This window comes from Actinomadura geliboluensis, assembly GCF_043197915.1.
In the GTDB taxonomy this organism is placed as follows: domain Bacteria; phylum Actinomycetota; class Actinomycetes; order Streptosporangiales; family Streptosporangiaceae; genus Spirillospora; species Spirillospora geliboluensis.
This window is the reverse complement of sequence record NZ_JBICUA010000001.1, coordinates 809,789-835,597: the sequence shown is the minus strand read 5'-3', so window position 1 is coordinate 835,597 and position 25,809 is coordinate 809,789. Positions and strand designations below refer to the sequence as shown.

Sequence of the window (25,809 nt, the reverse complement as noted above, 5' to 3'; positions counted from 1 at the left end):
GACCTCCATCCGGACGGACGGTGAGGATCGGGGCGGCTCCCCGTCGGGACGACGGGCGACACCGCTGAGTCGCCTCGTCACCACAGGATTCCCCGGATGTCAACGGCTGGAGCGCGCGGCGCGCGATCACGTCCCAACCGTGATCGTTTCATGGGGGATCGCTGGTACGGGGCGTCCGAAGCACCCCGCGAATCCGAGATCATTACGTGATGAAGCGTAAAGGGCGGGTTACGGGTGCTCTGGGCGGTCTGGTGCGCTGGACCGGGTGGGCGGCGGCCTACGTGCTCGGCATCGCGGCGCTCGTCTTCGCCGGCGCCTGGGTCTGGTGGCAGCCCGAGCCGGAGGCGCGGGGCACCGAGCGGAACGGGCTGTGGGCCCGGCACCAGTGGGTGGGGGAGCCGCACACCGACGCCGAGTACCGCGCGCTCGGCGACCTGCTGAAGCGCAACCACATCAGCGACGTGTTCTTCCACACGGGCCCGTTCGAGGCGGACGGGACGGTGCCCGCCGCGAAGTACCGCTACGCGCGGCAGCTCATCCAGGCGATGCGGAAGTACGCGCCCGGCGTCCGCGCGCAGGCGTACCTGGGGCAGATCCGCGTGGTGGAGGGCAAGGGCGTCATCGACCTCGACGACGCGGCCGTCCGGGAGAGGGTCCTGGAGACCGACGCGGCCTTCCTGGACCTCGGCTTCGACGGCATCCACTACGACTTCGAGCCGATCTACCCCGACGACGACGCGTTCATGGCGCTCATGGACCGCACCCGCGAGCTGACCCGCTCGCGCGGCAGGCTGCTGTCGGTGGCGCTGGAGCAGCCGACGCTCTTCGACGGCCTGCAGCCCGTCTACAAGGCGCTGATCCCGCGCACGGGCGCGGTGCACTACCCACCGCGCCCGACCAAGGAGTTCCTGCGCGCGGTCGCCGACCGCGCCGACCAGGTCGCGATCATGACCTACGACGTGTCGCTGCCGACCGAGGCCCTCGCCGGATGGCACTACGCCCGGCACACCCGGGCGACGCTGGAGCTCATCGGCGACCGCACGTCCGTGTTCATCGGCGTCCCCACCTACCGCCCCCTGATGGACTGGGCGGAGGACCTGCCGGTCGCGCTGCGCGGCGTCCGGCGCGGCCTCGACCAGCTGGAGCGCGCGCCCAAGCGCCCGTACGGCGTCGGCGTGTACGCGGGCTGGACGACCGAGCCCGGCGAGTGGGCCCACTTCCGTTCCACCTGGCTGCCTCGGGGGACAGGAAGTGTTAGCGGTTGAGAAACCCGGCCCGCGACGTTTCCGTTCGCTTGAACGTGCAGGTAGAAAGGGTTGGGTAGCCCTTCATCTCCCGGGGGTATTGCCCGGTGCGGAAGTCAAGCAGAGACCAGCGGACGGCAAAGGAAGTGAGGGCGAGGCCATGGGAGCTCAGTGGACCGCGCGGCGCGACGCCGACCGGATCGGCGAGCTGTCGGCCGAGTTCGCCGGCTGGCGGATCGGGCGGGGCGGGTCCGGCCTCTGGTGGGCCGTCCGCGGCAACGATCTCGTGCGCACTCCCGACGTCGAGGAGCTGCGTGTCCGGTTGCACGAGATGACCACGGGGTCACGTTATGCGATCGAGTCCGGGAAGTGGCCGGACTGACCCCGTAACGCCGCTTTTGCGTGCCACGATGTGGAGGTGGGAGCCGCCGCCACGCGTACCCCCGAGCGTGTGGCGGCGGCTTCTCCCTTTTTCGGGCGACGTTATGTACGACCTGCGGGTCCAAGAGGAACGGCCGGAACGGTACCGTTCGTTGCATGGCACCCAGCACAACGACTGACGCTCCGTTTGGACGGATGCTGACCGCCATGGTCACCCCGTTCCTGCCCGACGGCGGCGTCGACTACGACGGCGCCGCGCGCCTCGCGACCCACCTGGTCGACGAGCGGCGCCACGACGGCCTCGTCGTCAACGGGACGACGGGCGAGTCGCCCACGACGAGCGACGACGAGAAGAGCAAGCTTCTGCGCGCGGTCATCGAGGCGGTCGGCGACCGCGCCGTGATCGTCGCCGGTGCCGGGACGAACCACACCGAGCACACCCTGAAACTCGCCCGGCAGGCCGAGGCCGCCGGCGCGCACGGGCTGCTCGTGGTCACGCCCTACTACAACAAGCCCCCGCAGGAGGGCCTCGTCCGCCACTTCACCGCCGTGGCCGACGCGACGGGCCTGCCCTGCATGCTGTACGACATCCCGGGGCGCGCCGGGGTGCCGATCGAGAACGACACGCTCGTCCAGCTCGCCGACCACCCGCGGATCATCGCCGTCAAGGACGCCAAGGGCGACCTGTTCGGCGCGTCGCGGGTGATGGCCGCGACCGACCTGGTCTGGTACTCCGGCGACGACAACCTCAACCTGCCCTGGCTCTCGGTCGGCGCGGCGGGGTTCGTCAGCGTGGTCGGACATGTCGTCGGCGTCGAACTCCATGAGATGATCGACGCATACCGCGCCGGTGAGCACGGGCGGGCGCTGGAGATCCACCGGCGGCTGCTGCCCGTGGTCACCGCCATCATGACCCGAACGCAGGGCGCCATCGCCGTCAAGGCAGCGCTGAACCTGCTCGGCCTTCCCGGAGGCGGCGCGCTCCGCGCGCCGCTGGTGGAGGCTACGCCGGAGTTCGCGGCGCGCCTGCGAGAAGACCTCACGATAGGGGGAGTCAAAGTGCCTGAGGTCGCCATGCCGGAGGTCGCCCGGTGAGTCATCCTCACCCGGAGCTGTCGGACCCGCCCGCGCCGCCCGAGGGCGGGCTGCGCATCGTCGCGCTCGGCGGGCTGGGGGAGATCGGCCGCAACATGACGGTGTTCGAGTACGGCGGACGCCTGCTCATCGTCGACTGCGGCGTGCTGTTCCCCGAGACCGAGCAGCCCGGCGTCGACCTGATCCTGCCCGACTTCGAATACATCAGGGACCGCCTCGACGACGTCGAGGCGGTCGTCCTCACGCACGGCCACGAAGACCACATCGGCGCCGTCCCCTACCTGCTGCGCGAACGCCGCGACATCCCCCTCGTCGGCTCCAAGCTCACGCTCGCGCTGCTGGAGGCCAAGCTCACCGAGCACCGCATCAAACCGGTCACCGACGTGGTCGTGGAGGGCGAGCGCCGCGTCTTCGGGCCGTTCGACTGCGAGTTCCTCGCCGTCAACCACTCCATCCCGGACGCGCTCGCCGTGGCCGTCCGCACCCCCGCCGGGCTCGTCCTGCACACCGGCGACTTCAAGATGGACCAGCTCCCGCTGGACGGCCGGCTCACCGACCTGCCCGGCTTCGCCCGGCTCGGCGCCGAGGGCGTCGACCTGCTGATGGCCGACTCGACCAACGCCGAGGTGCCCGGGTTCGTCACCAGCGAGCGCAACATCGGCCCGGTCGTGGACGAGGTGTTCCGCACCGCGAAGGAGCGGCTCATCGTCGCCTGCTTCGCCTCCCACATCCACCGCGTGCAGCAGGTCCTGGACGCCGCCGTCGCCAACGGCCGCAAGGTCTGCTTCATCGGCCGGTCCATGGTCCGCAACATGGGCGTCGCGCGCGAGCTCGGCTACCTCAACGTGCCCGACGGCATCATGGTCGAGCAGCGGGACCTGGACGACATCCCCGCCGACCGGCTGGTGCTGGTGTGCACCGGGTCGCAGGGCGAGCCGATGTCGGCGCTGTCGCGGATGGCGAACCGCGACCACTCGATCCGCATCACCGAGGGCGACACCGTCATGCTGGCGTCCTCGCTGATCCCCGGCAACGAGAACGCGGTCAACCGCGTCATCAACGGCCTCACCCGCTGGGGCGCCCGCGTCGTGCACAAGGGCAACGCGCTCGTGCACGTGTCCGGGCACGCCTCCGCCGGGGAGCTGCTGTACGTGCTGAACGTGACGAAGCCCGCCAACTTCGTCCCGATCCACGGCGAGTGGCGGCACCTGCGCGCGCACGCCAAGCTGGCCGCGCTCACCGGCGTCCCGGAGGAGGGCGTCGTCATCGCCGAGGACGGCGTCGTCGTCGACCTGGTGGACGGGCGCGCCAAGATCGTCGGCGCCGTCCCCGCCGGGTACGTGTACGTGGACGGCCTGTCGGTCGGCGAGATCACCGAGACCTCGCTGAAGGACCGGCGCATCCTCGGCGAGGAGGGGTTCGTCTCCATCGTCGTCGGCATCGACTCGACGTCCGGCAAGATCGTCGCCGGGCCGGAGGTGCACGCCCGCGGCGCCGGCATCGTCAACGAGGACTTCGACGAGATCATCGAGCGGATCGAGGGCGTGCTGCGGGACGCCGCCGGCGACGGGGTCAACGACCTGCACCAGATGAGCCAGCTCATCCGGCGCACCGTCGGCAAGTGGGTGAGCGACAACTACCGCCGCCGCCCGATGATCGTCCCGGTGGTCGTGGAGGTCTAGCGGACCGCGGCGGACGGCCGCGGGGCACCGCCTCCGGGCGGGGAGCCCCGCGGCCGTCCGATTCCCAACACGCCCCCGCGCCATCCCGGGAACCCCGAGGGTCCTTGGTTACTCTCATAACCATGGCCACACGTGCGTCCGGGGGCGCGAAGACCTCCTCCTCGCGCACGGGGGGCAGTGCGGCTCGCAAGCCCGCAGGTTCGACCCCCCGGAAGCGAACGAGCGGCGCCGCCAAGGGCGGCACCGCCAAGAGCGGCCGCGGCTCGGCGCGGGGGCGCCCCCCGCAGAAGCCCGATCCGATCTCCCAGGCCGTCCTCGGGTTCTTCAAGCTGCTGTTCAAGCTGTACCTGCTCGCCGCCGTCGCGGTCGGCTCGGTCTTCCGCGCCTACGGGCACGGGGCCCGCAACCTCGACCCCGAGCACCGGCGCGACGGCCTCGGGCTGGCGCTGCTCGGCTCCTCGATCGTGCTGGCCTCGGTGACCTGGTTCCGGCCGGACGGCGTCGTCACGATCGCGCTGGAGAAGGTCGTGCGCGGCGGGATCGGCATCCTGGCGATGGCGCTGCCCGTCCTGCTGGCGCTGCTGGCGTGGCGGACGCTGCGCCACCCCGAGCAGCACGAGGACACCGGCCGCGTCGTCATCGGCATCACCGCGCTCGGCGTCGGCGTGCTCGGCATCCTGCACATCGCCGCCGGGGTCCCGTCCCCGGCGGACGACATGGCCGGCGTCCGCGAGTCCGGCGGCGTCGTCGGCTGGCTGGTGTCGGCGCCGCTGGACGCGGCGCTCAGCGGCTGGGTGGCCGTGCCGCTGCTGCTGCTCCTGTCCGGGTTCGGGCTGCTGGTCGTCACCGCGACGCCGATCGCGAAGGTCCCCGAGCGGGTCGCCGACCTGTGGGCGATGGCGACGCTGCAGGGCCGCCCGGAGCACCCGTCCGAGACCGCGGGCGAGGACGCGGAGGCGCCGAAGAAGCGGCGCCGCAAGAAGAAGCCCGAGACCGAGGACGGCGACGGCGAGCTGGAGGTCGGCGAGCACTCCCGGCCCTACGACACGCCGCTGCTGGAGGACGAGCCGAAGAAGGCCGCCCGGCCGCGCCGCGACCTCGCCGACGAGCTGTTCGAGCCCGACCCGTTCGGCGCCGACGTCCCGCCGCCCGCGCCGCCCCTCGACGACGAGGTCATGGACGGGGCGATGGACGGGGCGGCGGACGAGACCGCCGACGAGCATGCCGCCGACCCCGCCGCGACCGCGGACGCGCCCCACGAGGTGCCCGACCCGACGCCCGCGCCGCGCCGGTCCGAGCAGCTGCCGCTCTCGTCGTCCGGCGAGATCTACGTGCTGCCCGACCCGTCGGCGCTGCGGCCCGGCAGCGTGTCCAAGCCGCGGACGAAGGCCAACGACACGGTCGTGAACGCGCTGACCGGCGTGCTGGAGCAGTTCGACATCGACGCGCAGGTCACCGGGTTCACCCGGGGCCCGACGATCACCCGGTACGAGATCGAGCTGGGCCCGGCGGTGAAGGTCGAGAAGGTCACCGCGCTGACCAAGAACATCGCCTACGCGGTGAAGAGCGCCGACGTGCGGATCATCTCCCCGATCCCCGGCAAGTCGGCGATCGGGGTGGAGATCCCCAACACCGACAAGGACATCGTCAGCCTCGGCGACGTGCTGCGCTCGCCCGCCGCGACCAACGAGCACCACCCGATGATCGTCGGGCTCGGCAAGGACGTCGAGGGCCGCACGGTCGTGGCGAACCTGGCGAAGATGCCGCACATCCTCATCGCGGGCGCCACCGGCGCGGGCAAGTCGACGTGCATCAACGGGCTCATCACCTCGATCCTGATGCGCGCCACGCCCGACGAGGTGCGGATGATCCTCGTCGACCCCAAGCGGGTCGAGCTGACGATGTACCAGGGCATCCCGCACCTGATCACGCCGATCATCACCAACCCGAAGAAGGCCGCCGAGGCCCTCGAATGGGTCGTCGGCGAGATGGACCGCCGCTACGACGACCTGGCCGCGTCCGGGTACCGGCACATCGACGACTTCAACAAGGCGGTCAAGGCGGGCAAGCTCAAGCCGCCGCCCGGCAGCGAGCGCGTCTACACCCCGTACCCGTACATGCTCGTGATCGTGGACGAGCTGGCCGACCTGATGATGGTCGCGCCCCGCGACGTCGAGGACTCGGTCGTCCGCATCACCCAGCTCGCGCGCGCCGCCGGCATCCACCTGGTGCTCGCGACCCAGCGGCCGTCGGTGGACGTCGTCACCGGGCTCATCAAGGCCAACGTGCCGTCCCGGCTGGCGTTCGCGACGTCCTCGCTGTCCGACAGCCGCGTCATCCTCGACCAGCCGGGCGCGGAGAAGCTCGTCGGGCAGGGCGACGCGCTGTTCCTGCCGATGGGCGCGAGCAAGCCCATGCGCCTGCAGAACGCCTACGTCGCGGAGAAGGAGATCCACGGGATCGTCGACCACTGCAAGGGGCAGATGGAGGCGAACTACCGGGAGGACGTCGCTGAGGCGAACAAGCCGAAGAAGGAGATCGACGAGGAGATCGGCGACGACATGGACCTGCTCGTCCAGGCGATCGAGCTGGTCGTGTCGACCCAGTTCGGGTCGACGTCGATGCTCCAGCGCAAGCTCCGCGTCGGCTTCGCCAAGGCCGGCCGGCTGATGGACCTGATGGAGAGCCGCGACATCGTGGGGCCGAGTGAGGGATCCAAGGCGCGGGACGTGCTGGCCAAGCCGGACGATCTCCCCGGCGTGCTCGCGGAACTGCGCGGCGGCGGCTGACCGGAGAGGACGGGGCATTGCGGAATGATGCGAAATCTTGCCCTGTTTCGAACGTGTCGGCTGTCGCCGATCGGGCATGGCCGTTCCTAGACTGGTGTCCCGGAAGATCGGCCGCGAGCGCCCCCGAAGGAGGCCCGAGGTGAGCATCGGTGAGACCTTGGCGGAGGAGCGTCAGCGGGCCGGTCTCTCGGTGACACAGGTCAGTCTCCAGACCCGGATCCGGGAGACCGTGATCCGCGGCATGGAGGCCGACGACTTCTCGCTGTGCGGCGGCAACTTCTACGCCCGCGGCCACATCCGCAGCATCTCGCGGGTCATCGGCATCGACCCCGAGCCGCTCGTCGCCGAGTTCGACGCCGCGCACGGCGGCGCCCCGCAGCCGGTGTCGGCGATCTCGGCGTTCGAGCCGGAGCAGCCCGTGGCGTTCCGCGAGCGCAAGGCGCCGAACTGGAGCGCCGCGATGGCGCTCGCGCTCGCCCTCGTCGTCATCTACGGCGTCGTGCAGGTGGTCGGGCACCGCGGCGGCGGCGAGGAGCGCACCGCCCGGCAGGTCGCCGGGACGCCGGCGCCGTCCGCGCACGCCCCGTCGTCCGCACCGCCGAAGAGCGGCGCGCCGGTCGCGGAGGCGCCGCGCACCAAGGTCGACGTGCGCGTCCAGGCCAAGCGCACGACCTGGCTGAACGTCATCGGCGACAAGGGCGAGACGCTCTTCATCGGCACCCTGCACAAGGGCGACGAGAAGGACTTCACCGCCAAGAAGAAGGTCAAGCTGGTGGTCGGCGTCGGCGGCAGCGTCAACCTGACCGTCAACGGCAAGGACATCGGCTCGCCGGGTAAGGGCAAGGGCGTGCAGCGGCTCAGCTTCGACCGCAACGACCCCGAGCACGCCTGAGCGCGGGTGCGCGGACGCGGCGGCGCGCCCCGACCCCGCTGGCGCGCGAAGTCGCCCCGGCCCATTACCTTTAGGGGCATGTCCACTCGCCGCAAGGTCTCGCTCATCACGCTCGGCTGCGCCCGCAACGAGGTCGATTCCGAGGAGCTCGCCGCGCGCATCGAGGACGCGGGCTGGGACCTGACCGAGGGCGCCGACGGCGCGGACGTGGTCGTCGTCAACACCTGCGGGTTCATCGAGGCCGCCAAGAAGGACTCCATCGACACGCTGCTGGCCGCGCACGACTCCGGCGCCAAGGTCGTCGCGGCCGGGTGCATGGCCGAGCGGTACGGCAGGGAGCTGGCGGAGGCCCTGCCGGAGGCCGACGCCGTCCTCGGGTTCGACGACTACGCCGGCATCGGGGAGCGGCTCGACGACGTCATGGCGGGCCGCCGGCGCGACGCGCACACCCCGCGCGACCGCCGCACGCTGCTGCCGATCAGCCCGGTGGAGCGGTCGGCGTCCGCGGTGGCGGTCCCGGGGCACGGCGCGCCGGCGGACCTGCCGGCCGGGGTGGCGCCCGCGTCCGGCCCGCGGGTGCTGCGGCGGCGGCTCGGCGGCGGCCCGGTGGCGCCGCTGAAGCTGGCGTCCGGCTGCGACCGGCGCTGCACGTTCTGCGCGATCCCCGCGTTCCGCGGCGCGTACGTGTCGCGGCCGCCGGCGGAGGTGCTGGAGGAGGCGCGCTGGCTCGCCGGGCACGGCGTCCGCGAGCTGGTCCTCGTCAGCGAGAACTCGACGTCCTACGGCAAGGACCTCGGCGACCTGCGCGCGCTGGAGAAGCTGCTGCCCGGCCTCGCCGCCGTGGACGGGATCGAGCGGGTCCGGGTCAGCTACCTGCAGCCCGCCGAGACCCGCCCGGGGCTCATCGAGGCGATCTGCGGCACGCCGGGCGTCGCGCCCTACTTCGACATGTCGTTCCAGCACGCGAGCGGCCCGGTGCTGCGGTCCATGCGGCGGTTCGGCGACCGGGAGCGGTTCCTCGGGCTGCTCGGCCAGATCCGCGAGCTGGCCCCGGAGGCGGGCGTGCGGTCCAACTTCATCGTCGGCTTCCCCGGCGAGACCGAGGACGACTTCGAGGAGCTGGCGGAGTTCCTGTCCGCCGCGCGGCTGGACGCGGTCGGCGTGTTCGGCTACTCCGACGAGGACGGCACGGAGGCCGCGGACCTCGACGGCAAGCTCGACCCGGACGAGGTCGCCCGCCGCGTCGAGGAGCTGTCGGAGCTGGCCGAGGAGCTGACGTCCCAGCGCGCCGAGGACCGGATCGGCTCCACGGTCCGCGTCCTGCTGGAGGAGAAGGCCGACGGCGGCGGGTTCGAGGGCCGCGCCGAGCACCAGGCGCCGGAGGTGGACGGGACGGTCCTCGTGCGCGGCGACGGCCTCGCGCTGGGCGAGATCGTGGAGGCGCGCGTCATCGGCAGCGACGGCGTGGACCTGATCGCGGACATCGCATGACCGCCGGCGCCACGGAACCGGTCGCGGGCGCGCCCGACCCGCCGCAGGCGGGCGTCTGGAACATCGCCAACGCGCTGACGATGGTCCGGATCGCGCTCGTCCCGCTGTTCGTGTGGCTGCTGTTCCTGGACGGCACCGGCTGGCGGCTCGCCGCGTTCGCGGTGTTCGCCGCCGCCTCGATCACCGACAAGATCGACGGCGACATCGCGCGGGCCCGCGGCCTGGTCACCGACTTCGGCAAGATCGCCGACCCGATCGCCGACAAGGCGCTCACCGGCGCCGCGCTGGTCAGCCTGTCGGCGATGGGGGAGCTGTGGTGGTGGGTGACGGCCGTCATCATGGTCCGCGAGATCGGCATCACGGTGCTGCGCTTCGTCGTGATCCGGCACGGTGTGATCCCGGCCAGCAAGGGCGGGAAGCTGAAGACGATGCTGCAGGTCATCGCCATCGGCTTCTACATCCTGCCCGGCCCGCTCGACTACGTGCGGTGGCTGACGATGGGCGCCGCCCTCGCGGTCACGGTGGTGACCGGTGTCGACTACCTCGTCCGGGCGTGGCGGCTGCGCCGCGCGCCCGCGGCGTCCTGACCGCTAGGAGACCGTCAGTTCGTCGCCGACGCGCAGGACGCCCGTGGCGCGGGGGACGCCGAGGCGGCCGAACATGATCTCGCGGGCGCCGTCGAACCGGGCGGTGCGGTAGCGGGCGAGCGCGCGGAGCGGTCCGGGCGCGCGGCGGGCCGTCTCCTGGTCGGTGTTGACGATCACGCAGCGGCCCGTCGGCCGGACCAGCTCGATCTCGGCCGTGCCGCCGCGCAGCCGGGTGGCGGCGTCCTCTCCGTACGGGCCGAGGCCGCGCAGGACGATGTTGGGCCGGAACCGGGCCATCGGCAGCGGGTCCTCGACCCGCCGGTTGAGGTCGTCCAGCGACTCGGCGGACAGGACGGAGACCGGGTAGCCGTCGGCGAAGGTGAGCGTGCCGTCGCCGGTCAGGGTGGGCCGCGTGCCGGTGAACCGGACGAGGCGGCACGGGGTGCCGAGCGCGGCCGAGAACCAGCGGGCCGCGTCGTCGCCTTGGTCGACGCCCTGGCAGGGGCGCTTGTGGACGGTGACGTCGAGCGCCGGGCCGTTCACCGCTTCGCACACCAGCGGCATGTCCGCGAGCGGGGTGGAGACGGTGAGCTTGACGCCGTCGAAGTCGGGCCGGAGCAGGGCGAGTCCGGGGATCTCGCGCTGCGAGAGGTGCCGCCCGTCCGGGCGGACGAGCATGAACTCGCGGTCGTGCCGCAGCCCGTTCGGCGTCAGCTCGGCCTCGGCGAGCGCGACGCCGCCGGCGCTCTTGACGGGGAAGACGTTCAGTGCGGCCACGATGGCGATCATGTTCGGGACGGTACGTGCCCCGCGCCCGCGGCGGACAGGGGGAACGGCGATACTTGACGGCGATTCGTCAGCTTGGGAGCGAGGGGCCGTGACCGCAGGGGACTTCACGTACGCCGAGGTGGGCGCGACGCGGGACGCGGAACGGCCGGCGGGGTACCGGCACCTGCGCGAGCGCGTGCCGGTCGGGCACGGCGCGGCGGCGTTCCAGAACGCGGCGGACGCGGTCATGGAGTTCTGGATGCACCGGGCGCTCCCCGCCCGGGTGGACGCCTCCGCCGGGCGCGCGGCGCCCGGGGTGAGCGTCGTCGTCCGGCTCGGCGTCGGCCCGCTGCGGGTGGCCGCGCCGTGCCGGATCGTGTGGACGCGGGAGGAGGAGCGCTACGCGGGCTGGGCGTACGGGACGCTGCCGGGCCATCCGCTGTCGGGGGAGGAGTCGTTCGTCGTGCACCGGGACGAGGAGGACGACGTGTGGCTGACGGTCACCCTGTTCAGCCGCGCCGCGACGGCCCCGGCGCGGCTGGCGGGCCCGCTCGTGCGGGTGTTCCAGCGGATGTACGTCCGCCGCTGCGGTGCCGTGCTGCGCCGCCTGTCGCGGCCGTGACGCCCGCGCGTGGGGCCGCGAGGCCACGCCCACCCCGGTCGTGGTCCCGCGGCCCCGGTCGCGCGGGCGCCACGCAATGCGATTATCCCTGCCCGCGCCCGGCGGGACGAATCGATCAAATGAGTTTTGACTCACAATGTGACCTGCGCGTCCCGGTTTTGTCGGGCCGGCCGGGGCCTTGACGTGCGGCGACGATGCGCGCCCGGGTGCCCGTCCCGGCCGCGCGCAGTGACGCGGGGGTCGCGTCCGGGCGGCCAAAGCGCGGCGGTTCCTTTCGCGGCGCGACGGAAAAGGGATAAGCGGGTTGCGGCGGTTGAACGGGGCTATGTCGCTTGCGTCCTCATTCGGCCGTTTTTCACGGTGAACCGGTGGCGCACCGGGGTCGTCGCGGACCCGCCCCGGGCCGCGACCCCGCCGGGCCCGCGCCGGTAGATTCGACTCGCCCGCGGCCGCGATCGGGCGGCCGGCGGCGAGGACGGGAGCGCCAATGCGAGTCGAACTGCTCACCGTCGGGGACGAGCTGCTCCTCGGCGACACGGTCAACGGCAACGCGGCGTGGCTGGGCCGGCGGCTGGCCGACCACGGCGTCGAGGTGACCCGCAGCGTCGTCGTCGGCGACGAGCTCGAGGTGATCGTCGCGGCGGTCGAGGCGGCGCTCGGCCGGGCCGACGCGGTGATCACCACCGGCGGTCTCGGCCCCACCTACGACGACCTCACCCGGGACGCGCTCGCCGCGGCGGCCGGGGTGCCGCTCGTCCGCGACCCCGACCTGGAGGCGCGGCTGCGCGAGCGGAGCGCCCGCGCCGGCCGCGAGCTGCGCCCGATGGCGCTGCGGATGGCCGACGTCCCGAAGGGGGCGGGGGTGCTCGCCAACTCGGCGGGCTCGGCGCCCGGCCTGCGCGTCGAGCTGCCCGGCGGGGTCGTCTACGCGCTGCCCGGCGTCCCGTTCGAGATGCACACGATCATGGACGAGACCGTGCTGCCGGAGCTCGCCCGGATCGCGGGCCTGCCCGCCGTCGCGCGCCGCACGCTGCGCACGGCCCGGCTGTGGGAGTCGGTCGTCGCGACGCGGCTCGCCGAGGTCGAGGCGATGGACGGGGTGCGCCTGGCGTACCTGCCGGACCCGGCCGAGGTGAAGATCCGGATCACCGTGGCCGGCTCGGACGCCGCCCGCCGGCTCGCGGACGTGGAGGCCCGCGTCCGCGCGCTCCTCGGCACGGCGGTCTACGGCGCCGAGGACGAGACGCTGGACCGGGTCGTCCACCGGCTGCTCGCCGAGCGCGGCGCCACCGTCGCCGCCGCGGAGTCGCTGACCGGCGGGCTCATCGGCGCGGAGCTGACCGCGATGCCGGGCTCGTCCGCCACCTTCGCGGGCGGCATGGTGACGTACGCGACGGAGACCAAGCACCGGCTGCTCGGCGTCCCGGCGGAGCTGCTCGCCGAGCACGGGGCCGTCCACCCGGACGTCGCCGCCGCGATGGCCGCGGGCGTCCGCGACGCGCTCGGCGCGACCTACGGGGTCGCGGTGACCGGTGTCGCGGGCCCCGAGCCGCAGGACGGCCATCCGGTGGGAACGGTCTATATCGGCGTGGCCGGACCCGGCGATTCGCGAACTGTGGTCAGTCCGAAACTCCCCGTGCCCGGCCCCGGCCCGGAGACCCGCGCGGTGCTCCGGCGGATGACCGTCGTGCACGCCCTTGAGCTGCTGAGACGCGTGCTGCTGGGGCTTGACGCCGCGGAGGAGAGCGAGGAGGCTCAGGCAGATCGGGAAGACCGGGACTGATTACAGCGTTACGTTCCGAGCGAACACGAAATCAACGGTCTGCCATGGCCGCCGTCAAGGCGGGTACGGTGGAACCGGCAGATGGTCCGAACTGAGGGAGGGAGCGAGACGATGGTCCTGCTTCGCCAGCTGCTCGGTGACGTACTGCGGCAGCTGCGGCTGCGCCAGGGACGCACCCTCCGTGAGGTGTCCGCGGCGGCGCGGGTGTCACTCGGCTATCTCTCCGAGGTCGAGCGGGGTCAGAAGGAAGCCTCCTCGGAGCTGCTCTCCTCGATCTGCAAAGCACTGGGCGTCCCGCTGTCGCACGTGCTGCGGGAGGTCGCGGATCAGCTCGCCCTCGCCGAGCTGCAGCACGAGCCCGTCATGGCGGGCGCGCCCGAGCACGAGCGCATTCCGGCCGAGAGCATTCCGGAGACGCCGGAGGAGATCACCGGGGAGTTCCGCGCCGACATGGTCGCGGCCTGACCCGGCCCGCGCGGCGTTCATGCCCGACCCGGGGCCGCGGGTGTGCGCGGCCTCACGCATGAACGCGGCATTCCCGGGGATCTTCCCGTGTTGTAGCGGATAACCGTAACGACGCGGAAGGAGCCCGATAATGGCGAGGGTCAAGAGCCCGCTTTCGGACGAGGCCGCCAAGGTCGTGGGGGAGGCCCTGCAGGGCTCGCTCATCGACCTCATCGACCTGTCCCTGGTGGCCAAGCAGGCGCACTGGAACCTGACCGGGCGCAACTTCAAGGTCGTGCACGAGCACCTGGACGAGGTGGTCGCCCTCGCGCGCACCGGCCAGGACGACGTGGCCGAGCGCGCCGTGGCGATCGGCGTGAACCCCGACGGCCGCGCCCGCACGGTCGCCGACCGCACGCAGCTTCCGCAGCTGGAGGCCGGGTACCTGGACGACGACAAGGTCGTCGCCGCGGTGACCGACACGCTTGCGCAGATCATCGGGCGGTTCCGGGAGCGCATCGCCGCGACCGACGAGCCCGACCAGGTGACCCAGGACCTGCTCATCGGCATCACCGCCGAGCTCGAGAAGCAGCACTGGATGTTCCAGGCCCAGACCTGACCGAGCGGCGACCGGTTCGGCGTCGCGCCGCCGCGATCCCGGCGCGAAGCGGACCCGGCCGCGTTGTGGCCCCGGCGCCCGCCCTCCCGGCGGGTGCCGGGGCCTTTCCGCGCCCGGACGTCACGTGCCGTCGTGCAGATGGGCCAGGACGGTGTCGGCGAACTCGACGGCGAGCGGGCTGAGGGCGTTCCAGCTGCGCGCGGCCCAGCCGGCGGCGAGCGGCGGCAGGTCCGGGACCGGGACCAGCCGGACGTCCCCGGTGCCCCGCCCCCAGCCCGGCAGCGCGGGCAGGATCGCGTGCCCCAGCCCGAGTTCGGCGAGCAGCAGCGCGGTGTCCCAGTCGGCGACGCTCGTGGTGGACGCCAGCCGGACGCCGTGCCGTTCGAGGTGCATCTCCAGGTGGACCCGCGACGTGGAGTGCGCGGGCAGTTCGATGTGCCGGATCCCGGCCAGGTCGTCCAGCGCGATCGACGTCCGCTCCGCCAGCGGGTCGCCCGTGCGGACGGCGAGCATCCACGGCAGCTCGTAGGAGGCGCGCTGCTCCACGCCCTCCAGCGCCGGGCCGATCGTCACCCAGGCCAGGTCCGCCGTGTGCGAGCGGACGGCCTCCAGGCAGCGCCGGCTGGACCCCGCCGTCTCGAACTGCAGGGCCGCCTCGGGGTGCCGCGCGCGGAACGCCGCCACCCCCGCCGCCATGAAGTGCCGGACGGTCGTGGCGCCGGTCGCGACCCGGACGGTGCCGCCGACGCCGCGGCGCAGGTCGTCCAGGTGGCGCAGCGCGGCGTCCAGCCCGGCCAGGCCGTCCGTCGCCGCCCGGTGCAGGATGCGCCCGGCCCGGGTCGGCACCACGCCGCGCGGACGCCGCTCCAGCAGGACGAGCCCGGTCTCCCGCTCCAGCCGCTTCACGTGCTGGCTGACGGCCGACTGGCTGCACGACAGGTCGCGCGCCACCGCGCTGAGGTTGCCGGCCGCGCAGACGGCGGTGAACACGCGGAGGTCGTCCAAGGTCATGTGCCAAAGCTAGAGCTGGGAGATCGATAAGGAAACCCGAGAATTGACTTGGAACGGTCGCCGATCGAAGATCTTCCTACGGGCGCAGGATCCGGCGACCCGGTCAAGCGGCGACCCGCCCGGAGCCCGGGCTCCGGGCGGGCGTCGACCGCCCGGACCGCCCCGGCCCGCTATCCCGCGGCGGGCTGGCAGCGCGGGCACCAGAACGTGACCCGCTCCCCGGCCTGCTCCGCGCGCTCGATCCGCGTCCCGCAGCGCCGGCAGGGGCGCCCGGCGCGCCCGTACACCCAGTGCTCCCGCCCGCGGCCCCGGTCGCCGGTGGTGATGTGGCCGTGCCGCTCCTTGTTGGCGTCCAGGAGCCGGTGAGACAGCTCCACGAGCGCCGGGAGGTCGGGAACGTCCCGTATAGGGGTCCACGGGTTGACGCCTCGCAGGAACAGGACCTCGGCCTTGTAGACGTTGCCGATCCCGGCGAGCCGCGTCTGGTCGAGCAGCGCCTCGCCGACGGCCCGGCCGGGCTGCTCGCCGAGCCGCGCCGCGGCCTCCGCGGCCGGCTCCGGGCCCCACGACGGGTCGAGCAGGTCGGGCCCGAGGTGGCCGACCGCCGTGTCCTCCTCGGCGGTGCGCAGCAGCTCGACCAGGCCGAGCGAGTAGCCGACCGCCTGCCACTGCGCGTTCGCCAGCACCAGCCGGACCCGGTGGTCGCGGGGCGGCGGCCCGGCGCGGCGGATCTGCCAGCGCCCCTCCATCAGCAGGTGCGTGTGCACGGTGAGCCCGCCCTCGACGCGGGTGAGCAGGTGCTTGCCCCGCGAGACCGACTCCAGCACCGTCCGGCCGCGCAGGTCGGCCGTGGCGAGCCGGGGGACGCGGAAGTCCGAGCGCGTCAGCACCCGCCCGGCGAGCGCCTCGCGCAACCGCCGGGCCGTCCACCAGACGACGTCGCCCTCCGGCATGGCTCAGATCAGCGAGGGGCTCTCCCAGGCGGACGGGTCCTCGGTGAGCTTCTGGACGGCGGCGGGCAGCTCCCCGGCCGCGATGTGCGCGAGCGTGACCTGCTCCAGGATGGCGCGCTCGCTGGCGCGCAGCGCGATCCACACCTCCTGCAGGGAGCGCGCCGGCCCCTCGTACCCGACGTGCTCGGGGCGCTCGCCCCGGACGCCGAGCAGCGGCCCGTCGATGGCGCGGATGATGTCGGCGAGGGAGATCCGCTCGGCGGGCCGCGCCAGCCAGTAGCCGCCCTCGGGGCCGCGCTGGCTCCGGACGAGGCCGGACCGGCGCAGCTGGCCGAGGATGTTCTCGAGGAATTTGGGCGGGATCTGCTGGGCCTCGGCGAGCTGTACCGCGGTCACCGGGTGGCTCCCGGCGACCGCCAGCTCGGCGGCGGCACGCAGCGCGTAGTCGACCCGGGCGGACAATCGCATGTACGCATTATCCCTTGTCGGACGAACCACTCGGGCCCCGCGGGGGTGGTGCGGGCCCGCGGGTGGAACGCGGCGCGCCCGCCGGAACCGGGCTCCTTGTCCGGCGGGCGCGCCGCGGGCTCAGCCGGCCGGGGCGAGGCCGAGGAGTTCCGCGGCGGCCTGGGCGTTGGCCGCGGCGGCGCCGTAGGTGGCGAGGTAGACGGCCGATCCGGGGCGCCAGACGGGCAGCCCCATCTCGACCACGACCGTGTCGGGACGGGCGGTCAGCAGCGCCGTGGCGAGCGCGCGCTGCCGGGCGTGCCGGTGCGCGTCGCGCAGGACGACGACCAGGCCGCGCCCCTTGGCACGGTCCAGGACGCGGTCCGCGGCCCCGTCCGCGCCGTCGGTCCGGACGGCGTCCGGCGCCCACGGGTGCAGGCCCCACGGAGTCGGGCCGACGGCGATGTTGCCGGACGACTCCGTCTCCACGACCAGCGGCGGGCCGTCCCATCCTGGGAGCGCTCCCGTTACCCGCACGGCGCGGCGCGCCGCCGCGAGGCCGGCCGCGCGGTCCACCGCGGCGGGGACGGGCTCGGCCAGCCAGTCCCGCAGCAGCGCGGTGCGCTCGGCCGCCGCCGCCAGCCGCGCCACCGGCAGCCGCCCCGTCCGCACCGCCTCGTCGATCGCGGCGAGGGTCGCCTCGACGGTCTCGGCGCCCTCCTTGGGGCCGAGGCAGAGCAGGTCGGCGCCCGCGATGAGGGCCCGCACGGACGCCTCCGGGATGCCGATCGCGCCGCTCGCGCCCTCCATGTCGAGCGCGTCCGTGACGATCACGCCCTCGTAGCCGAGGTGGTCGCGGAGCAGCCCCGTGATCGCGGCGTGCGACAGCGTGGCGGGCGTGCCCGCGGTGATCGCGGGCAGGTTGAGGTGGCCGGTCATCACCGCCCGGGTGCCGGCGGCGATCGCCGCCCGGAACGGGACCAGCTCGCGGCGGTCCAGCAGCTCCAGGTCGGCGTCGACCAGCGGCACCGACAGGTGCGAGTCGTCCACCGTCGCGCCGTGCCCGGGGAAGTGCTTGGCGCAGGCCGCGACGCCCGCCTCCTGCGTCCCGGTGACGGCCGCGGCGGCGTGCCGGGCCACCAGCTCGGGGTCGGAGCCGAACGAGCGGGTCCCGATCACGGGGTTGTCGTCGGCGGTGTTGACGTCCACCGACGGCGCGAAGTTGAAGTTCACGCCGACCTCGGCCAGCTCGGCGCCGAGGGAGCGGTAGACGCGGCGGGTCAGCTCGGGGTCGTCCACGGCGCCGAGCGCGGCGTTGCCGGGGTAGGGGCTGCCGGTCGCGTGGCCGCCCAGCCGGGTGACGTCGCCGCCCTCCTCGTCGATCGTGACGAACGGGTTCCCGGCCTTGCGCATCTGCGCGGTGAGCGCGGCCAGCGACTCCGGGCTCGGCACGTTGCCGGTGAGGGCGAACAGCGTGACGCCGGCGAGGCCGCCCTCCAGCTCGTCCAGCAGCCAGCGCGGCGCGGTCGGCCCGGGGAAGGACGGGAGCAGCGTGCCCCGCGCCAGCCGGGCGATCTCCGCCGTGGTCGCGATGTCGTCGGTCGTCACCCCTTCACCGCCCCGGCGGTGAGGCCGGACACCATGCGGCGCTGGACGAGCAGGAAGAAGGCGATGACGGGAATGGTGAGCAGCGTGGACGCTGCCATGATGGGCCCCCAGGCGTTGCCGCTGCGGCCGAAGAAGAACTGCAGCATGATCGGCAGGGTGTACTTGTCCTGGTCTTCCAGGAACGTGTAGGCGAAGATGAACTCGTTCCAGGCGGTGATGAACGAGAAGATGCTGGTCGCCACGAGTCCGGGCGCGACCAGCGGGAGCAGGACCGTGAAGAAGGTCCGGACCGGGCCGGCGCCGTCGATCTCGGCGGCCTCCTCCAGCTCGCGCGGCACCGCGGCGACGAACCCGCGCAGCATCCAGATGGCGAACGGCACGGCGAAGCCGATGTAGACGAGCGCGAGCCCGCCGAGGCTGTTGAGCAGGTCGAGCTGCTTCAGGTCGAGGAACAGCGGGATGACCAGCGCCTCCAGCGGCACCATCTGCACCACCAGCAGCATGACCAGGAAGGTCGTCCGGAACCGGAAGCGGAACCGGGCGACGGCGGTGGCCGCCATCAGCGCGAGCAGGCCGGACGCGAGGACGGTGATGAGAGCGAGCACCGCGCTGTTGCGGAAGTACTCCCAGAAGGAGACCTCGGCGATGCCGCCGTTCAGCACCAGGTCGAAGTGGTCCAGCGTCGGATGGGCGGGGAGCGGCTTCGGCGTCGTGCTGAAGATCTCGGTGTTCGGCTTGAAGGCGGTGGACGCCATCCAGAAGACCGGGAACACCGCGATGAGGAAGACGAGGATCCCCGTCCCGTTCAGCAGGATCCTGCGCGGCAGCGAGGGCTTCATCGCGTCTCTCCCTGTCGGACCATGACCCGCACGTACAGGGCGGTGACGATGAGCAGGATGAACGTGAGCACGAGCGCGATCGCCGAGCCCATGCCGAGCTTCGGATTGAGCGACCCGAACGCCTCGGAGTAGGCGTAGAGCGACAGGTTGAACGCGTCGCGGTTCGCCAGCCCGGACATGATGAACAGCTGGGTGAAGACCTTGAAGTCCCAGATGATCGACATGACGAGCAGCACCATGAAGATGGGCTTGAGCATCGGGTAGGTGATGCTCCAGAACGTCCGCCACGGGCCGGAGCCGTCCACCCGCGCCGCCTCGTACAGCTCGCCGGGCACGCTCTTCAGCCCGGCCAGGACGGACACGGCGACGAACGGGCACGCCTGCCACACGACGCAGACGGTCAGCACGGTGTAGGTGGACAGCGGGGTGGCGAACCAGTTGTGGTCGGCCCAGCCGCCGCCGACCAGGAAGTCCGGCAGCAGGTCCAGGCACCAGTTGACCAGGCCGCCGGTGGTGCCGAACAGCCAGCTGAAGATGATCGCGGCGGTGACCGGCGGGGTCGCCCAGGCGACCATGACGCCGCCGGCGACGAAGCCCGACATCTTCTTGCCGAGCTTGTTGAGCAGCAGGCCCACGAGCGTCCCGACGAGCAGCGTCAGGCTCACCGCGACGACGGCGAACAGCACCGTGTGCCGGAGGGTCTGCCAGAAGAACGGGTCATTGAGGATCTTGTCGAAGTTCTCGGTCCCCACCTGCTCGGCCGGTTCGCCGCGCAGTTGGCGGTTGCCGACCTTCTGGAACGACATGACCCCGATCTGGATCATCGGCCAGAACATCAGGACGGCGATCACGAGCACGGTCGGCGCGATCAGCAGGTAGGGCCCGAGGCGGGGCCGGCGGCGGGGCCGCGCCCGGCCGGAGGACCTCCGGCCGGGCGCCCTGCCCACCGCGGGGGCGGTGTCGAGCATGGACGTTCCGATCAGCCTGGACTACGGGTTCAGCAGCGTGTTGGCCTGCTCGTTCGCCTTCTTCATCTCCTCGTCGGCGTTCTTGCCCTGCATGATCGCCTTGACCGTGTTCGGCAGCACCTTCTTGGCCTGCTCGAACTCGGCCCAGCCGGCGCCGATCGGCGGGAACTTGGTGTTGCCGGCGATCGCGGTGAAGACCTCCAGCTTGGGGTCGGAGAACTTCACGTCCGACCGCATGGACGAGAAGCCGCTGTAGTCGGCCCACGCCTTGGCGTTCTTGGCGTTGTTCAGGACGGTGATGTAGTCGAACGCCGCCTTCTTGGCCTTGCTGTCCTTCCAGACGGCGACGTCGGAGCCGCCCGCCATGACCGGGGCGTTGCCGCCGGCCTTGCTCGGGATGGGGAAGACGCCCCACTTGTCGGCGTCCTTCTCGGAGATCTTCTTCATCTCCTTGAGCGCCCAGCTGCCGTCGATGTACATGCCGAGCTTGCCGAGCGCGAAGTCGCGCTGCGGGCCCTCCAGCTCGTTCTTGCCGATGTACTTCTCGGGCGCGACCTTCTCGGTGGCGACGAGTCCGGCGTAGAACTTGGCCGCCTCGACCGCCGCGGGCTGGTCGAGCTGGCCCTTCCAGGCGCTCCCCTCCTTGACCGCGACCTCGCCGTTGTTGCCCCAGATGAAGCTCAGCAGCGCGTTGGTCTGGTCGCTCGGGATGCCGATGCCGGGCACCTTCTTGGAGTCCTGCACCTTCTTGGCCGCCGCGGTCAGGTCGGCCCAGCTCTTCGGCGGCTGGATGCCGAGCTCCTGGAACCAGTCGGTGCGGTACCAGACGCCGCGGACGCCGCCGTACCACGGCACCGCGTAGATCTTGCCGTTCGAGGTGTCGTTCTCGAGCGCCGTCTTGTTCAGGGTCTTGCCGTCGGCCCAGCCGTTGAACTCGTCGGTGACCTCGGCCAGGCTGCCCTGCTCGATGTGGGACTGGACGTCGGTGTTGCCGAGCTCGGTGACGTCCGGGCCCTCGCCGCCCGCCGCCGCCTTCTGGAAGGTGGTGGCGACCTGCGGCCAGGGGACGTACTTGATCTGGACGTCGGTGTTCGGGTGCTTCTGCTTGAACTCGGTCTCGACCGTGTCGAGGAACTTGGTCTGCTCGGGCGTGCCCTCGCCCATCATCCAGACCTTGAGCTGCGCCGGGTCCTTGCCCGCGCCGGCCTCGTCCTTCTTGTCGCCGTCGCCGCCGCAGGCCGTGGCGGCCAGGGCGATCGCGGCCGCCGCGGCCGCAACCTTGATGTACTTCACTGGGGGTTCCTTTCCGGCATCGCCTCGCGCGGCCTTATGGCCTGCGTGCGAGGGAGACGGCCCGGACCCTTTAGGGTCCTGGCCATGCCCACCTCGCGTTCGCATCGCTCGCGGGCGCCCTGCTCGCCAGTCCGCGCACTGCGCGCGCCCCCGGTCCGGGGTACCGGACCGGTCGGCGCTTGGGCGTAAACTAACAAGAAACTTTCCTAAACAAAACTGCTCGTTAGCGGATTGAGACATCGAGGGGGCCGGCATGGCCAGACGCCCGGGAACGCCGAGGCTGCTGCGTGAGCTCAACGACCGCGCGGCGCTGGACCTGCTCGTCGAGCAGGGCCCGCTGACCCGTGCGCAGATCGGCGAGCACACCGGGCTATCGAAGGTAACCGCATCCCAGCTGTTGTCGAGACTGGAGGAACGCGGGCTGGTCTCGGTCGTCGGTGAGCAGGCCGGGGGGCGCGGGCCCAACGCCGCCCTGTACGCCGTCGTCCCGTCCAGTGCCTACGTCGCCGGGCTGGAAGTGGGGCCGGACGGCGTCACCGCCGGCGTCGCCGACATCACCGGGCAGCTCACCGCCCAGGTGACCGTCGACCCGAACGGCGCCGACGAGCCGGTGAAGGTCGTGCACAACGCCGTCGTCAAGGCGTGCCGCTCCGCCAAGGTCGCGGTGTCGAAGCTGAGCGCCTTCGTCATCGGGACGCCCGGCGTCGTCGACCCCCGCTCCGGCGACGTCCAGTTCTCCTTCGACCTGCCGTCCTGGCACGAGGGCGTCCTCGCCGCGCTGAAGACCGACCTGCGCCGGCCGGTGACGATAGAGAACGACGTCAACCTCGCCGCGATCGCCGAGCGGGCCTACGGCTCGGCGCGGGACGCCGACGACTTCGCGCTGATGTGGTTCGACCGCGGCATGGGCCTGTCGGTCATGCTCGGCGGCCGGCTGCACCGCGGCCGGTGGGGCGGCGCCGGGGAGATCGGCTACCTGCCGGTGCCCGGCGCGCCGCTGCCGCTCGGCGCCGCCCGCCGCGGCCCGCGCGACGAGCAGGGCGTCACCGAGTCGACGACCTGGGGCATCCCCACGCTCGCCGGCGGCTACGGCGCGCTGGTCGGCGCGGACGCGGTCCGCGCCCTCGCCCACGAGCACGGGATCACCGAGGCCACCGCGTTCGACTGCGTCAGCGCGGCCGCCGCCGACGAGGCCCTCGGCGGCGCGTTCCTGGACGCGCTCGCCAACCGCATCTCCTACGGCGTCACCTCGGTCAACATCGTGCTGGACCCGGGGCTCGTCGTCCTGTCGGGCAGCCTCGGCCGGGCCGGCGGGCGGCCCCTCGCCACCCGCATCGAGCGGATCGTCGGCCGGATCAGCCCGACCCGCCCCGAGGTAGCCGTCACCGAGGTCGAGGGCAACCCGGTGCTGCGCGGCGCCCTGTACGCGGCACTGCAGCAGGCCCGCGACGACGTCTTCTCGGCGGACGGCGCGTCCTAGCGGGCACGCCCCGGTGAAAAGCGAAGTGCGAAACGCGAAGTGCCCCCGCCGTCCGGCGGGGGCACTTCGCGTTACGGCCTGGGCCTACTTGGCGGCCGCCGCCGCGACGGCGGCCTCCTTGTGGCGCCGCGGGTCGTTCAGCGCGCGGTCGATGACGGTCTGGCTGATGATCTGTCTCTTGCGCCGGAGCGCGGCGGCCTTCCGAGCCGTAGGTGTCATGGCGAAACCCCGTTCCGCGGTGGCGCTTCCCCTCGGCCACCGCAAACCCCGTGATGCCCTCATGCTCTCAAAGGAGAGGGGGCCGCGGGATCCGTCCGAGGAATGAAATCGAGGTCAGACCAACAGTGGAGATCACCCTGGTCCGGGGGCGGGGTTCCCCTGGGATCATGGAGGGGAACGACCGTCCCGTACCCGCCGTTGGGGGAACCGTGAGCGAAGAACCAGGGGCCCGCCGTGGCGCTGCGTGACCGGCTGCGGCGGCTCGTCCAGAAGCCCGGCAGCGTCGACCTGGCGCCCTTCCGCGCCGTGGTGGCGGAGGCGGGCGCCCGCGAGGCGCGGGTCCGGGAGCTGTCCGACGCCGAGCTGACCGCGGCCGCGGCCGCCCTCCGCGAGAAGGAGGACCTCGCGGAGCTGTGCGCCCTCGGCCGGGAGGCCGCCCGCCGGACGCTCGGGGAGCGGCCCTACGACGTCCAGCTGACCGGGACGCTCGCGCTGCTGTCCGGGCACGTCGCCGAGATGGCCACCGGCGAGGGCAAGACCCTGTCCGGGGCCCTCGCCGCCGCCGGGTACGCGCTGCGCGGCCGCCGGGTCCACGCGATGTCGGTCAACGACTACCTGGCCCGCCGCGACGCCGAGTGGATGGGCCCGCTCTACGCGATGCTGGGCGTGACGGTCGCCTGGGTCGGCCAGTCGTCCACGCCGGACGAGCGCCGCGCCGCCTACCGGGCCGACGTGACGTACGCGCCGGTCAGCGAGGTCGGGTTCGACCTCCTCCGGGACCGGCTCGTCACCGACGCCGGCGACGCCGTGCTGCCCGAGCCGTCCGTCGCGCTGATCGACGAGGCCGACTCGGTGCTCGTGGACGAGGCCATGGTGCCGCTCGTCCTCGCCGGGGCCGCCGACCTCGACGCCGCCGACCCCCGGTACGCCGACCTCGCCCGGCGGCTGCGCCCCGGCCTGCACTACGCCACCGACGACGAGGCGCGCAACGTCCAGCTCACCGCCGCCGGGACCCGCGAGGTGGAGCGCGTCCTCGGCCTCGACCTGTACGCCCCCGAGAACCTGCGCACCCTCACCGCCGTCAACGTCGCCCTGCACGCCGAGGTCCTGCTGCACCGCGACGTGGACTACATCGTCCGGGACGGCGCCGTGAAGCTGATCAGCGAGTCGCGCGGCCGGGTCGCGCTGCTGCAGCGCTGGCCGGACGGCCTGCAGGCCGCGGTCGAGGCGAAGGAGGCCCTCGAAGCGTCCCCGAGCGGCGAGATCCTCGACTCGATCACCGTGCAGGAGCTGATCGGCCGCTACCCCGTCCGGTGCGGCATGACCGGCACCGCGATGGCCGTGTCCGGCCAGCTCACCGAGTTCTACGGGCTGCAGATCGCGGTGGTCCCGCCGAACCGGCCCTGCGTCCGCGACGACCGGCCCGACCGGCTCTACGCGACCGCCGCCGACAAGGAGGTCGCGATCGTCGAGGAGATCGCCGCCGCGCACGCCGCCGGGCGCCCGGTGCTGGTCGGCACCGGCGACGTCGCCGAGTCCGAGCGGCTCGCCCGCAGCCTCGCCCGCGCCGGGCTCGACCGGGTCGTGCTCAACGCCAAGAACGACGCCGAGGAGGCCGCGATCATCGCCGAGGCGGGCGCGTACGGCGCGATCACCGTCTCCACCCAGATGGCGGGCCGCGGCACCGACATCCGCCTCGGCGGCAGCCCGGCCGCCGCGCCCGGCACCGCGCCCGCCGACGCGGCCGGCGCCGACCACGACCGGGTCGCCGAGGCGGGCGGCCTGCTCGTCATCGGCACCGGCCGCTACCACAGCAGCCGCCTGGACGGCCAGCTCCGCGGCCGCGCCGGCCGGCAGGGCGACCCCGGCGCCTCGGTCTTCTTCACCAGCCTCCAGGACGACCTCGTCACCCGCTACGCCCCCGACGAGACGACTAAGGCCCCGGCGGGCGACGACGGGCTGATCACCGACAAGGGCGCCCACTGGATCGTCGGCCACGCCCAGCGCGTCGCCGAAGGCGTCGACCTCGAACTGCACCGCAACACCTGGCGCTACAACCACCTCATCGGGCTGCAGCGCCGCGAGCTGCTCACCGAACGCGACGCCGTCCTGAACGGCGACGCCGCCGACCGCGCGATGGCCGACGCCGCGCCCGCGAAGCACGCCGAGCTGACCAAGACCGCCGGCGCGGACGCGGTGGCCGCGGCCGCCCGCCAGATCGTCCTCTACCAGCTGGACCGCTGCTGGGCCGAGCACCTGGCCTTCCTCGCCGACCTGCGCGAGGGCATCCACCTGCGCTCCCTCGGCCGCGGCCTCGACCCGCTGGTGGAGTTCAACCGGGAGGCCGTCCCGGCGGGCAAGCGCCTCCTCGGCGACGCCCGCACCCGGGCCGTCGCCGCCTTCGAGGGCCTCACCGCCACCGAGGACGGCATCGACCTCGACGCCGCCGGCCTGAAACGCCCCTCCGCGACCTGGACCTACCTCGTCCACGACAACCCGTTCGGCTCCATGGACGAGCGCGCCCTGCGCGGCCTGATCGCCATGTTCAAGCGCCGCCGCTGACCGAGCCGGCGATCCGGACCGCCGAGGCGGGC

23 protein-coding genes are annotated in these 25,809 nt (G+C 72.9%); 14 read left to right on the top strand and 9 right to left on the bottom strand.

What is annotated here, in order from left to right; all coding sequences use genetic code 11:
* Window positions 1–209 precede the first annotated feature (209 nt).
* From ACGFI1_RS03915 to ACGFI1_RS03880, 8 genes are all read left to right on the top strand, one after another.
* Window positions 210–1,265 carry a hypothetical protein gene (locus tag ACGFI1_RS03915; RefSeq protein ID WP_392782647.1) on the top strand — a complete coding sequence of 352 codons (1,056 nt, stop codon included), beginning with the start codon at window positions 210–212 and terminating at the stop codon, window positions 1,263–1,265.
* Window positions 1,266–1,404: 139 nt separating this feature from the next.
* A complete protein-coding gene (locus ACGFI1_RS03910) occupies window positions 1,405–1,626 on the top strand; it encodes a hypothetical protein (RefSeq protein ID WP_138633413.1) in 222 nt (73 codons plus the stop codon).
* A gap of 155 nt (window positions 1,627–1,781) precedes the next feature.
* Window positions 1,782–2,720: a 4-hydroxy-tetrahydrodipicolinate synthase gene (dapA, locus tag ACGFI1_RS03905; RefSeq protein ID WP_138633410.1), complete on the top strand. Its 939-nt coding sequence runs from the start codon at window positions 1,782–1,784 to the stop codon at window positions 2,718–2,720.
* A complete protein-coding gene (locus tag ACGFI1_RS03900; RefSeq protein WP_138633408.1) occupies window positions 2,717–4,402 on the top strand; it encodes a ribonuclease J in 1,686 nt (561 codons plus the stop codon). The genes dapA and ACGFI1_RS03900 overlap by 4 nt, the downstream gene beginning before the upstream one ends.
* 122 nt (window positions 4,403–4,524) lie before the next feature.
* Entirely contained in the window at window positions 4,525–7,191 is a 2,667-nt protein-coding gene (locus ACGFI1_RS03895) for a DNA translocase FtsK (protein WP_392782642.1), read from the top strand.
* A gap of 139 nt (window positions 7,192–7,330) precedes the next feature.
* Entirely contained in the window at window positions 7,331–8,083 is a 753-nt protein-coding gene (locus ACGFI1_RS03890; protein WP_392737385.1) for a helix-turn-helix domain-containing protein, read from the top strand.
* A 78-nt stretch (window positions 8,084–8,161) separates the two neighbouring features.
* Window positions 8,162–9,574 (top strand): 30S ribosomal protein S12 methylthiotransferase RimO, encoded by a 1,413-nt coding sequence (gene rimO / locus ACGFI1_RS03885; RefSeq protein WP_138633399.1) that lies wholly within the window; start codon window positions 8,162–8,164, stop codon window positions 9,572–9,574.
* Window positions 9,571–10,161, top strand: a complete 591-nt coding sequence (locus tag ACGFI1_RS03880; protein WP_138633397.1) for a CDP-alcohol phosphatidyltransferase family protein — start codon at window positions 9,571–9,573, stop codon at window positions 10,159–10,161. Before rimO ends, ACGFI1_RS03880 begins: the two co-directional genes overlap by 4 nt.
* A 3-nt stretch (window positions 10,162–10,164) precedes the next feature.
* On the opposite strand, the gene ACGFI1_RS03875 is transcribed toward ACGFI1_RS03880, so the two are convergent.
* Complete coding sequence (locus ACGFI1_RS03875) at window positions 10,165–10,950, bottom strand: MOSC domain-containing protein (protein WP_392782637.1); 786 nt, start codon at window positions 10,948–10,950, stop codon at window positions 10,165–10,167.
* An 88-nt stretch (window positions 10,951–11,038) separates the two neighbouring features.
* Here ACGFI1_RS03875 and ACGFI1_RS03870 point away from each other — a divergent pair, with 88 nt between their 5' ends.
* The 4 genes from ACGFI1_RS03870 (at window position 11,039) to ACGFI1_RS03855 (ending at window position 14,397) form a co-directional block, all read left to right on the top strand.
* Window positions 11,039–11,551, top strand: coding sequence for a DUF1990 family protein (locus ACGFI1_RS03870; protein WP_138633391.1), 513 nt, complete (start codon window positions 11,039–11,041; stop codon window positions 11,549–11,551).
* A 487-nt stretch (window positions 11,552–12,038) separates the two neighbouring features.
* Window positions 12,039–13,334 (top strand): CinA family nicotinamide mononucleotide deamidase-related protein, encoded by a 1,296-nt coding sequence (locus ACGFI1_RS03865; RefSeq protein ID WP_392782635.1) that lies wholly within the window; start codon window positions 12,039–12,041, stop codon window positions 13,332–13,334.
* 111 nt (window positions 13,335–13,445) lie between these two features.
* Window positions 13,446–13,799 (top strand): helix-turn-helix domain-containing protein, encoded by a 354-nt coding sequence (locus ACGFI1_RS03860; RefSeq protein ID WP_138633385.1) that lies wholly within the window; start codon window positions 13,446–13,448, stop codon window positions 13,797–13,799.
* A gap of 130 nt (window positions 13,800–13,929) precedes the next feature.
* Window positions 13,930–14,397, top strand: a complete 468-nt coding sequence (locus tag ACGFI1_RS03855) for a Dps family protein (protein ID WP_138633382.1) — start codon at window positions 13,930–13,932, stop codon at window positions 14,395–14,397.
* 120 nt (window positions 14,398–14,517) lie between these two features.
* Here the strand turns inward: ACGFI1_RS03855 and ACGFI1_RS03850 are convergent, their stop codons facing one another.
* The 7 genes from ACGFI1_RS03850 to ACGFI1_RS03820 all read right to left on the bottom strand — a co-directional run bounded on the left by ACGFI1_RS03850 (window position 14,518) and on the right by ACGFI1_RS03820 (window position 21,516).
* Window positions 14,518–15,408, bottom strand: coding sequence for a LysR family transcriptional regulator (locus ACGFI1_RS03850; RefSeq protein ID WP_392782631.1), 891 nt, complete (start codon window positions 15,406–15,408; stop codon window positions 14,518–14,520).
* 170 nt (window positions 15,409–15,578) lie between these two features.
* Window positions 15,579–16,361, bottom strand: coding sequence for a DNA-formamidopyrimidine glycosylase family protein (locus ACGFI1_RS03845; RefSeq protein WP_138633376.1), 783 nt, complete (start codon window positions 16,359–16,361; stop codon window positions 15,579–15,581).
* Between the two features lie 3 nt (window positions 16,362–16,364).
* Window positions 16,365–16,829 carry an RrF2 family transcriptional regulator gene (locus ACGFI1_RS03840; protein ID WP_138633373.1) on the bottom strand — a complete coding sequence of 155 codons (465 nt, stop codon included), beginning with the start codon at window positions 16,827–16,829 and terminating at the stop codon, window positions 16,365–16,367.
* A gap of 120 nt (window positions 16,830–16,949) precedes the next feature.
* Window positions 16,950–18,416, bottom strand: a complete 1,467-nt coding sequence (locus tag ACGFI1_RS03835; RefSeq protein ID WP_386867089.1) for a glycoside hydrolase family 3 protein — start codon at window positions 18,414–18,416, stop codon at window positions 16,950–16,952.
* On the bottom strand, window positions 18,413–19,255 hold the full coding sequence (locus ACGFI1_RS03830; RefSeq protein WP_171068821.1) for a carbohydrate ABC transporter permease: 843 nt from the start codon (window positions 19,253–19,255) through the stop codon (window positions 18,413–18,415). The genes ACGFI1_RS03835 and ACGFI1_RS03830 overlap by 4 nt, the downstream gene beginning before the upstream one ends.
* Window positions 19,252–20,223, bottom strand: coding sequence for a carbohydrate ABC transporter permease (locus ACGFI1_RS03825; protein WP_138633370.1), 972 nt, complete (start codon window positions 20,221–20,223; stop codon window positions 19,252–19,254). The genes ACGFI1_RS03830 and ACGFI1_RS03825 overlap by 4 nt, the downstream gene beginning before the upstream one ends.
* Window positions 20,224–20,244: 21 nt before the next feature.
* Entirely contained in the window at window positions 20,245–21,516 is a 1,272-nt protein-coding gene (locus ACGFI1_RS03820) for an extracellular solute-binding protein (RefSeq protein ID WP_392737396.1), read from the bottom strand.
* Between the two features lie 253 nt (window positions 21,517–21,769).
* Between ACGFI1_RS03820 and ACGFI1_RS03815 the strand changes: the two genes are divergently transcribed.
* Window positions 21,770–22,996: an ROK family transcriptional regulator gene (locus ACGFI1_RS03815; RefSeq protein ID WP_138633365.1), complete on the top strand. Its 1,227-nt coding sequence runs from the start codon at window positions 21,770–21,772 to the stop codon at window positions 22,994–22,996.
* A gap of 84 nt (window positions 22,997–23,080) precedes the next feature.
* Here ACGFI1_RS03815 and ACGFI1_RS03810 read toward each other — a convergent pair whose 3' ends face one another.
* Complete coding sequence (locus tag ACGFI1_RS03810; RefSeq protein ID WP_268843210.1) at window positions 23,081–23,215, bottom strand: hypothetical protein; 135 nt, start codon at window positions 23,213–23,215, stop codon at window positions 23,081–23,083.
* 240 nt (window positions 23,216–23,455) lie between these two features.
* On the opposite strand from ACGFI1_RS03810, the gene secA2 reads away from it, so the two are divergent.
* Window positions 23,456–25,777 (top strand): accessory Sec system translocase SecA2, encoded by a 2,322-nt coding sequence (gene secA2, locus ACGFI1_RS03805; RefSeq protein WP_392783226.1) that lies wholly within the window; start codon window positions 23,456–23,458, stop codon window positions 25,775–25,777.
* Window positions 25,778–25,809: the final 32 nt, after the last annotated feature.